General features: G+C 62.4%; 8 protein-coding genes and 1 pseudogene. 1 reads left to right on the plus strand and 8 read right to left on the minus strand.

Features of this window, described 5'->3' with window-relative positions; all coding sequences use genetic code 11:
- Window positions 1-36: 36 nt before the first annotated feature.
- The 8 genes from F3J15_RS06140 to F3J15_RS06175 form a co-directional block, all read right to left on the minus strand.
- Window positions 37-564: a GIY-YIG nuclease family protein gene (locus F3J15_RS06140; protein ID WP_166888744.1), complete on the minus strand. Its 528-nt coding sequence runs from the start codon at window positions 562-564 to the stop codon at window positions 37-39.
- 217 nt (window positions 565-781) lie between these two features.
- Window positions 782-1,507, minus strand: a complete 726-nt coding sequence (locus F3J15_RS06145) for a hypothetical protein (protein WP_166888747.1) — start codon at window positions 1,505-1,507, stop codon at window positions 782-784.
- A 469-nt stretch (window positions 1,508-1,976) separates the two neighbouring features.
- Window positions 1,977-3,170: a site-specific integrase gene (locus F3J15_RS06150; RefSeq protein WP_166888752.1), complete on the minus strand. Its 1,194-nt coding sequence runs from the start codon at window positions 3,168-3,170 to the stop codon at window positions 1,977-1,979.
- A gap of 307 nt (window positions 3,171-3,477) precedes the next feature.
- Complete coding sequence (gene guaA, locus F3J15_RS06155; protein WP_089445854.1) at window positions 3,478-5,097, minus strand: glutamine-hydrolyzing GMP synthase; 1,620 nt, start codon at window positions 5,095-5,097, stop codon at window positions 3,478-3,480.
- 116 nt (window positions 5,098-5,213) lie between these two features.
- Window positions 5,214-5,819, minus strand: coding sequence for a hypothetical protein (locus tag F3J15_RS06160; RefSeq protein ID WP_166888756.1), 606 nt, complete (start codon window positions 5,817-5,819; stop codon window positions 5,214-5,216).
- A gap of 6 nt (window positions 5,820-5,825) precedes the next feature.
- Complete coding sequence (guaB, locus tag F3J15_RS06165) at window positions 5,826-7,286, minus strand: IMP dehydrogenase (protein ID WP_011352433.1); 1,461 nt, start codon at window positions 7,284-7,286, stop codon at window positions 5,826-5,828.
- Window positions 7,287-7,572: 286 nt separating this feature from the next.
- Window positions 7,573-8,379 carry a DUF2182 domain-containing protein gene (locus tag F3J15_RS06170; protein WP_166888759.1) on the minus strand — a complete coding sequence of 269 codons (807 nt, stop codon included), beginning with the start codon at window positions 8,377-8,379 and terminating at the stop codon, window positions 7,573-7,575.
- A gap of 28 nt (window positions 8,380-8,407) precedes the next feature.
- Window positions 8,408-9,172, minus strand: coding sequence for a DUF899 domain-containing protein (locus F3J15_RS06175; RefSeq protein ID WP_166888762.1), 765 nt, complete (start codon window positions 9,170-9,172; stop codon window positions 8,408-8,410).
- Window positions 9,173-9,286: 114 nt separating this feature from the next.
- Between F3J15_RS06175 and F3J15_RS06180 the strand changes: the two are divergent.
- Window positions 9,287-9,472, plus strand: a pseudogene (locus F3J15_RS06180) (helix-turn-helix domain-containing protein); the annotation flags it as partial.

Below are 9,472 nucleotides of genomic sequence, written 5' to 3' on the forward strand. Positions count from 1 at the left end.
TCCGAGCCAATGCCTCGGTGCACGGGCAACGCACACTTATTGCTGGAGCTCGACGGCTAGCATACCGGCCCGCATCAAGGGCGTGGACAGCTCTCGCGCCAAGACGTCTGCAATCTCTGCTGGGCTCGCGTTTTGAGCGCTATCAATCGGATCGCGCCCCTTTCGAATTGGTAGTTGGAGTCTTAAAAACTGGAACTCGTGCCGATGCAGCATGATTTCGAACTCCGGCCCTACGAAGTCCGGCATGTCCAAACGCTCTTCGTGGGTGAATCCGCCGTCATTTATTCTCGAAAGCACAGCATCAAGCGTTCTAAAAAATCTCTTCGTCCCTTCGTACCACTCCGCGCGAAGGCATTCCGGTTCCAAAAGAACGTGCAGAAGCTTTTCTAGACCCTCAACCTCTTCGCGATACGCGGACCGCACAACGAAAGCATGCGTTATCGAATGTGGGCATCCGGTCTGAATGTTTGACAGGCGACGCTGAATGCTTGATGTCAGACCGAGCTTTACGTAGATCTTACTTTCACCGCGACATGCAATTAAATAAACATAGTGTGTATCCATAGGTACGGCCTCCCTGGCGGTCTAACCTGTAAAAGGTTGGACTAGATCAAACAGGCAGCGTCAGATCGGCTGACTCAGTTCGGTCCTGATCAGACAAGGGCTGGACCAAACAGCAGTCACTCAACGCTAGAGGCAACCCGCTGCCCGAGTTGTGTAGAAACGAAACGGACCTAAAGCGCAGCTTTGGACAGCCTGATTGACTAAAAGATTAGTCATCTTAGAGCTGTGTTAGCCATATCGAAATCACAATCATAATAAATACGGTAAACCAGAAAAATGTGTTTACTCGATCAATTTTGGCAAGCAGTCTTGCGAACTTTATAGGGAGAATTACCGTGAATACGGAAACTAAAAATACAGGAACTGCGACAGCCCAAGTGAGTATGTAGTAAAAACATAAAATGGCAAGAACTACCAGGGAGAGGGCACCCCCAATGGCAAGTGGATTTGATATATCGGGGATGCTTAAGTGTGAAATTGTCGCGGCTTGCTGAATCGGGGGAAATAGAATTTTCGTGAATGGAGTATGAAATATCAGGTCAAAAATGCCCATGAGAAGCGGCCCAAAGATGAAGAGCGCGTAGTTTCTCGAGAATTCACCAATGGTATTCTTATGGCTGATGACCCATTTGATCGAGAACCAAGCCATAAAGGTGAACGAAAAAAACCAAAATAAAGGTAGGAAGCTTGCTACGCTTGACTGGAAAAATCGTTGAACAACGAAGAGGCAGGTGAACAAGAAAATACTTGCCCAACCATAGAGTCGACGAAGAAAGCGTAGTCCATTTAGGATTGTTGCGTCTTCAATTCGCTCGTTAAGCGATGAGTAACGCCCCTCAATCGACGATAAAAATTCGTCGATCTTCACATTTTTTCTGGCCTTTTCACCCACCCAATAAACACTAATCAAAACAACCAGGATGGTAAGCGTAATTTTTAACATAACGGTAACTTTCCGACTTCAGGGCTAAGCAAGGCTGGATAGCGTTCGAGGCACGGAACTTGCTTAATGGGTAGTATTAGTTAGCGCTTGGAACGTCGCCTCTTATGCATTGAAAGCGACGCACTTTCCGAATCAAGTTCACGACAAATTTGTTGTTGCTGTTGTTGCGCTACAGTCTGGGTGCAGAGCGGAATTCTGTGCAATGGAAGCGAATGTTTGTAAAATAGCACGGCTTACGGCATTCGTGAAACATGGGGTGGATGGAGTTGAATGATTATCTTGCCGTCCAACCCGTTGAATGCGATAGCGTCGAGTTTTTCGTCTCGACAAATGGTGGCTTCGCTGCTCTGATCCGGGAGTCCGCTTCGGGTCGATCACCGCTGTTGGCGACGAGCAGTCGTATTGTCCGAAACCTAAGCTGACGTTGACTGACCGGTCCGGTCTCGGCCTATACATCCAACCGCAGATTTCAACTGGCTAGCTCCTTTGGCTGCTTTAGCGTCCATTCATCGATCATGTCCGCCCAATCCTGCAACATCGCCGTGCGCTGCTCTAGATACTCAGCCTTGTTGTAGACGGCCCTGACGCCCCTCTGCTCGTGCGCCAAGCACTTTTCAATCCAGTCCGTGTTGTAGCCGGCCTCATGTCGCCGCAAGTCATGTGGCCCGAACTTGGCGAGCGACTTCCCCTCCTTCTGCGCCAGCCGGTATGTCAGCGTCAGCACCTGGTTGAGCGTGGCGCTGCTCATGGGTAAGTCCGAGTCGTACCGCGACGGCAGCACGTAGTCCGATCCACCAGCAAAGGTTTTGAGGGCAATGAAGATATCCAGCGCCTGCCGGGACAGGAACACCAGATGCGGATTGCGTCGCTTCATTCGCTCCTTCGGAATCGTCCAAAGCGCGTCACTGAAACTGATCTCGCTCCAGGTCGCGTTGGTCAGCTCGCTCTTGCGCACCATCGTCAGCAGCAGCAGCTTGGCGGCGGCCCGGATGGATGGCGTCGTGCCGATGCGCTCCATGTACTGGTACATCAATCCGATTTCTTCGGGTGTCAGCGCACGATCGCGCGGCTCGAACTTGGCGATGGATGTTGGGCGCACCAGTTCTGCCGGATTCTCGACCTTCTGCCCGCGCTCGACGGCCCAGCGAAAGACCTGCAATACCACCTCACGAGCATGCACTGCGGTTGCCGGAGCACCGCGCTCCACGATGGCGTCGGTTAGCATCCGCAGGTCTTCATGCGTAATCTCCGCCAACTTCTGGCTACCAAATTTGGGCTTCAGCTCGCGCTCGTAGACTGAACGCCGCATGTCCCGCGTGGAGTCAGCCATCTGGTACCCACGCAGCCATTTTTCCGCCCAGGCGTCGAAAGTCTCCGCATCCTTGATGCGAGCCTTGTCCCGCGCCTTCTCCTTGGCCGGCGACTTTCCAGCCGCAATCATCTTCTTGGCCTCACCAAGACGCTCGCGCGCCTCCGAAAGAGAAATGCCCCCGACTGCGTACCGGCCAAACGTGATGGTCTCCTGCCGGCCGTGGATCGAGTAGTTATAGCGAAACGAGATAGCTCCAGCAGCCGTGACGGCAACATAGAGGCCATCGCGGTCGTTCACCTTGTACAGCTTGTCCTTCGGCTTGAGGTTGCGAAGCTTGGTATCGGTCAGCATGATCGGCGTTCAGATTCGGTTCAAATACCATGATCTGAGGACCGTCCAATTCCGGATGAAAAACACGAAAAATCAATGTGTTATCCAGAATCAATACCATGATGCGCCGCAAGGCAGGCGTATGGTATCGGTAGCACGTCATGGCATCACGCAGAAACGATACCATCGTTCATACCATAAGGAAAACGTGCTTGAGGGTGCCGGAAGATACCGGCCATTGCCGGACATGAATGCAAAAAAGCCCGCAAAATCGCGGGCTTAGGTGTGTTTTACTGCCAACGGATGCCGGCCGGTGCCGGACGCCGGATCATTCCCACTCGATCGTCGCCGGCGGCTTCCCCGAGATGTCATACACCACCCGGTTGATCCCGCGCACCTCGTTGATGATCCGGTTCGACGCGCGGCCAAGCAGCGCGTACGGCAGGTGCGCCCAGTGTGCGGTCATGAAGTCGGTCGTCTGCACTGCGCGCAGCGACGTCACGTAGTCGTACGTGCGGCCATCGCCCATCACGCCCACCGACTTCACCGGCAGGAACACCGCGAACGCCTGGCTCGTCAGGTCGTACCAGCTCTTGCCGACATCGGCTTCGCCGCACAGGCCGGCGGCCGCATCCTGCGCGGTCGCGGTCGTGTTGCGCAGTTCCTCGATGAAGATCGCGTCCGCACGGCGCAGCAGGTCCGCGAACTCGCGCTTCACTTCGCCGAGAATCCGCACGCCGAGGCCCGGGCCCGGGAACGGATGGCGGTACACCATCTCCGGCGGCAGGCCGAGCGCAACGCCCAGCTCGCGCACTTCGTCCTTGAACAGGTCGCGCAGCGGCTCGAGCAGCTTCAAGCCGAGCGTTTCCGGCAGGCCGCCGACGTTGTGGTGGCTCTTGATCGTCGTCGCCTTCTTCGTCTTCGTGCCGCCCGATTCGACCACGTCCGGGTAGATCGTGCCCTGCGCGAGCCACTTCGCCTTCGACAGCTTCTGCGCCTCCGCCTGGAACACCTCGACGAACTCGCGGCCGATGATCTTGCGCTTCGCTTCCGGATCGGTCACGCCGGCCAGGTGGCCGAGGAACTGGTCGGACGCGTCGACGTGCACGACCTTCGCATGCAGGCGGCCCTCGAACATGTCGAGCACCATCTTGCCTTCGTTCAGGCGCAGCAGGCCGTGGTCGACGAACACGCAGGTGAGCTGGTCGCCGATCGCGCGATGGATCAGCGCAGCGGCGACGCTCGAATCGACACCGCCCGACAGGCCGAGAATCACTTCCTCGTCACCGACCTGCTCGCGGATCTTCGCGACAGCTTCCTCGATGTGGTTGCTCATGATCCAGTCGGGCTTCGCACCGGCGATCTGCAGCACGAAGCGTTCGATGATCTGGCGGCCCTTCACCGTGTGCGTGACTTCCGGATGGAACTGCACCGCGTAGTAGCCGCGTGCCTCGTCGGCCATGCCGGCGATCGGGCAGCTCGGCGTCGACGCCATCAGCGCGAAGCCCGGCGGCAGCTCGGCAACCTTGTCGCCGTGGCTCATCCAGACCTTCAGCATCCCGTGGCCTTCGTCCGTCTTGAAGTCCTCGATGCCGTCGAGCAGGCGCGTATGGCCGTGCGCGCGCATTTCCGCGTAACCGAATTCGCGGTGGTCGCTCCATTCGACCTTGCCGCCGAGCTGCACGGCCATCGTCTGCATGCCGTAGCAGATGCCGAGCACCGGCACGCCGAGATCCCACACGGCCTGCGGCGCGCGCAGCTGATGGTCTTCGTACGTGCTCGCATGGCTGCCCGACAGGATCACCGCCTTCGGCGCGAACTCGCGGACGAAGTCGTCGGACACATCGTTCGGATGGATTTCGCAGTAGACGTGCGCTTCGCGCACGCGTCGCGCAATCAGTTGGGTGACTTGCGAACCGAAGTCGAGAATCAGGATTTTGTCGTGCATGGCTGCGGACGGGATGAAGAGAATAAGAAAAGCAGCGCATCATTTTCATCATGCGCTGCGTCAATAGCATGGACAGCGGCGTCGGGCGGAAGGCAGCACGCTCGACGCATGGCCGGTCAATCCTGCATCGGCGGGCGCTCGTCGAGTGCGACGGTGCCGGACGACGATGGGCCGGATGCGGCCGGTGACGACGATGCAGCGGACGCTGCCGGGCGGCTCACGACGGGTTCGACACGCTGCGGTGCGGGCGACGACACGGGCGCCATCGCCGGCTCGGCCGGACGCTGCGCCGGCGCGCGTGCCTCGAGCGCCTGCGCTTTTTCGCGCTGGCGCACGGCCGATGCGAGCCGCACGCCGCCGAGGCCGAGCACGATCAGCGCGACACCGGCCACGGCCGACAGCACACGGCCGGCGGCCGCGAGCGCGGGACCGCTGCCGGCGCCGATCGACCAGACGATCGTCAGCGCGCCGGTCAGCCAATACACATGGCCGACCGATCGCGCGACCGGCGCCGTGAGATCCCCGTTGAACGCTGCATGAAACGCGAGCCACGCGAGCCCGAGCAACGCGATGCCGAACGCCTGGCCGAGCATCGCCGGCTGGACGTTCGCAAGCTGCAGCGCGTTGAAGAGCGACTGCCAGGGCGTCAGCACGAACAGCACGCCGAACGCCAGCAGCAGGACGGCATCGATGATCAGCACGGCTCGCAGCAGCGGTTTCATCGGCGATCAGTCCACGTGGTAGTTCGGCGCTTCCTTCGTGATCTGCACGTCGTGCACGTGCGACTCGCGCATGCCCGCCGCGGTGATCTGGACGAATTCGGCTTTGTCGTGCAGCTCGTCGATCGTCTTGCAGCCGCAGTAGCCCATGCTCGCGCGCACGCCGCCGACCAGCTGGAACAGGATCGCGTTGACCGAGCCCTTGTACGCGACACGGCCTTCGATGCCTTCCGGCACGAGCTTGTCGATGTTCGCCGAGTTGTCCTGGAAGTAGCGGTCTGCCGCGCCGTCCTTCATCGCACCGACGGAACCCATGCCGCGATACGACTTGTACTGGCGGCCCTGGTACAGGAACACGTCGCCCGGCGCCTCTTCGGTGCCCGCGAACATGCTGCCCATCATCACCGCGTTCGCGCCGGCCGCGAGGGCCTTCGACACGTCGCCCGAGAAGCGCACGCCGCCGTCGGCGATGCACGGCACGCCCGTGCCCTTCAGCGCTTCCGCGACGTTCGCGATCGCGCTGATCTGCGGCACGCCGACACCGGCGACGATCCGCGTCGTGCAGATCGAGCCCGGGCCGATACCGACCTTGACCGCATCCGCGCCGTATTCGACGAGCGCCTTCGCGGCGGCGGCCGTCGCGATGTTGCCGCCGATCACTTCGACGTGCGGGAAGTTCTGCTTGACCCAGCGAACGCGCTCGAGCACGCCCTTGCTGTGGCCGTGCGCGGTATCGACGACGATCACGTCGACGCCGGCCTGCACCAGCAGCTCGACACGCTCTTCGTTGTCGGGACCGACGCCGACCGCCGCGCCTGCGCGCAGCTTGCCGTGTTCGTCCTTGCACGCGTCCGGGTGCTCGGTCTGCTTCGTGATGTCCTTGACGGTCATCAGGCCGCGCAGTTCGAACGCGTCGTTGACGACCAGCACGCGCTCGAGGCGGTGGCTGTGCATCAGCGCCTTCGCTTCGGCGAGCGGCGTGCCTTCCTTGACCGTGACGAGGCGCTCGCGCGGCGTCATGATCGACTTGACCGGCTCATCGAGGCGGGTTTCGAAACGCAGGTCGCGGTTCGTGACGATACCGACGAGCTGCGGGCCTTCGACGACCGGGAAGCCCGAGATGCCATGCTGGCGCGACAGCGCGATCACGTCGCGCACCTTCATTTGCGGCGGCACCGTGATCGGATCGCGGACGACGCCCGATTCGAAACGCTTGACCTTCGCGACCTCGCGGGCCTGTTCGGCCGGCGTCAGGTTCTTGTGGACGATACCGACGCCACCCTGCTGTGCCATCGCGATCGCAAGGCGACCTTCGGTGACCGTGTCCATCGCGGCGGACACGAGCGGCATGTTCAGGGAGATGTTGCGGGTCAGCTTGGTCTTGAGGCTGGTGTCGCGCGGGAGAACGTCGGAGAAGGCGGGAACGAGGAGCACGTCATCGAAAGTGAGTGCTTTTTGGATCAGACGCATGGCAAATCCTATGGGCGCAAAAGCGAATTATACGCGAAGCGCCGTGAATTTTCACAACACGAACAACGGCTTAGCCGGTTTCGGCCGTTCGGGGGCCGAATCGTTCGGATCGCCGTTCGGTTCGTTTTCGATCGCTTTTCGTTTCACCGCCGCATCGAGCCATTCGCGCAGCCGGCCGCGAAACGGCCCATCCGGCTGTTGCGGACGGGCCACGCCGCGGTAGCGGCGGCGATGGAGCCCGGCCCGGCAACGGGCCGAATAGGCCGAACGGGCCTACCGTCCCGCCTCACGGCAGCCCGGCCGCGCGGACGATCATCGCCATGCCGCCGCCGATCGCGACACCGCCGACGATCCGCGCAACCCGCCCGCCGGCCGGCACAAGGCGCTCGGCGGCGATCGCAACCGTCACGACCGCCATCACGCGCAGATCCATCATGCCGGCCGCCAGCGCGACCGCCATCAGGTTCCCGCAACACGCGCCGCATCGGATCGCGGCTCGCACGCCGTGCCGCCATGCCGCACCGGTCTCCGCGTGCGGCGGATGCACGCAGGTCGCCGCGTGCCGGCAGCACGTCAGCCGGCGCGCCTTCCATCCGGAGAATTGCAGGACGCCTGCGGCCAATACGACCGTGCCGGCCACGAACGGCATTGCGCGAGCGAGCGCCGGCAGCCGTGCGGCTGCGCTCATCAGCGCGGCGCCGGCCGGAAACACGAGCGCTCCGACCGCCATCCACACGGCGAAATACCCGGCGCCCGCCACGGCGACGAGCCAGGTCGAACGCGCCGCCGCCAACGAACCGGCGCTCTGCCGGTATCGCCACAGCACCGGCGCCAGCACGGGCAGCATCATCGTCACCGTCATCGCGCCCCACATGCCGGCGAACGCCGCGAACGTGCGGCCGGCGCCCCATCCGCACGGCCGCTGCCATGCCGCCGACATCATCCAGCCGCCGGACACCGGTGCGCCGCCCATCGCGGCCATCGACGCGTGCTGCGTCACGGTCGCAACAACGGCAACGGCGAACACGGCCGCGAGCGCCACCGCGAAGGCCCGCGGATCGGGGCCCGCCACGCCGGCCGCAGGCCGAGTCATCGCCCGCCCCCGTTCGTCGCCGGCGCGCTCAGCCGCGTGCGTACTCGTCATGACGGCGCCACCACGGGCCGGTCTCGTTGCGCCCGCGCGGCGCGCGATCGAGCCACTGGTACATCCCCCACAGCGCGTCGAGGCCGCGCGCATAGGTCGAATACGTGTGATAAACCGCGCCGTCCTCGCGCACGAACGCGCTCATCCCCGGCCGGTCGAGCGAATACGTGACCGCGTCCGTGCCGCACGTCGCAGAGAACTCCACGACGGGTGCCGGGGGCGGATCCATGTCCATCGCGTGACCGGCCCGCGCGTAGTTGTACTCGACGTCGCCGGCGCGCTGCTGCGCTTCGGTGAACGACACGTTGAAGTCGAAGTTGAAATCGCTGCCGACCGACGACGCCCACGGAAAGTGCCACCCCATCCGCTGCCGGTACGCGAGCAGCTTCGCGAGCGGCGCGCGTGACACGGCGGCGAGCGTCACGTCGTGGTTCGCCAGATGCACGGCGAAGCCGTCGAAGCCGTCGGCGATCGACGAACACGACGGGCAGCCGGCCTTGTAGTCGGGGCCGAACATGAAGTGATAGACGAGCAGTTGCGAACGGCCGCGAAACAGGTCGTCGAGCGTTGCCTGCCCGTCTTCGGTGTCGAACCGGTAGGTCTTGTCGACGCGCACCCAGGGCAGCGCCTGGCGTCGCCGCGCGAGCTCGTCGCTTTGCCGCGTCAGCGCCTTTTCCGCGTCGAGCAGCGCGCGGCGTTCGGCCAGCCATTCGTCGCGTGTTCCGGTGAGATGGGTCGTCATGGCGGGTTCCTCCTTCCGATGGGTATCCGGGCACGGCGTCCGGTGCCGTGTGCGTGGTGCTAGATTAGTGGCGGACATCGGACCGGAGGGAGTGACAAGTGTGTCGGGATTCGGATGGATTCGCTGATCACGGCGGCCGCGCGCGCGCTCGCGGCCGGTGACGCGCTCGGCGCGCTGAACCGCGTCGCGCTGCGCGACGATGCGCCGGCGCTCGCGCTGCGCGGGATCGCGATGGCGCAACTCGGCGATTTCGAACGTGCTCGCGCACTCGTGCGCGGCGCCGCTCGTGCGTTCGGCGCG

Source organism: Burkholderia sp. Ap-955 (assembly GCF_011753045.1).
In the GTDB taxonomy this organism is placed as follows: domain Bacteria; phylum Pseudomonadota; class Gammaproteobacteria; order Burkholderiales; family Burkholderiaceae; genus Burkholderia; species Burkholderia lata_D.

What these genes read in the sequence shown, in the direction of transcription:
- F3J15_RS06140 (WP_166888744.1), bottom strand. Translation starts at nt 564, where the DNA reads ATGGATACACACTATGTTTATTTAATTGCATGTCGCGGTGAAAGTAAG.
- F3J15_RS06145 (WP_166888747.1), bottom strand. Translation starts at nt 1,507, where the DNA reads ATGTTAAAAATTACGCTTACCATCCTGGTTGTTTTGATTAGTGTTTAT.
- F3J15_RS06150 (WP_166888752.1), bottom strand. Translation starts at nt 3,170, where the DNA reads ATGCTGACCGATACCAAGCTTCGCAACCTCAAGCCGAAGGACAAGCTG.
- guaA (WP_089445854.1), bottom strand. Translation starts at nt 5,097, where the DNA reads ATGCACGACAAAATCCTGATTCTCGACTTCGGTTCGCAAGTCACCCAA.
- F3J15_RS06160 (WP_166888756.1), bottom strand. Translation starts at nt 5,819, where the DNA reads ATGAAACCGCTGCTGCGAGCCGTGCTGATCATCGATGCCGTCCTGCTG.
- guaB (WP_011352433.1), bottom strand. Translation starts at nt 7,286, where the DNA reads ATGCGTCTGATCCAAAAAGCACTCACTTTCGATGACGTGCTCCTCGTT.
- F3J15_RS06170 (WP_166888759.1), bottom strand. Translation starts at nt 8,379, where the DNA reads ATGACTCGGCCTGCGGCCGGCGTGGCGGGCCCCGATCCGCGGGCCTTC.
- F3J15_RS06175 (WP_166888762.1), bottom strand. Translation starts at nt 9,172, where the DNA reads ATGACGACCCATCTCACCGGAACACGCGACGAATGGCTGGCCGAACGC.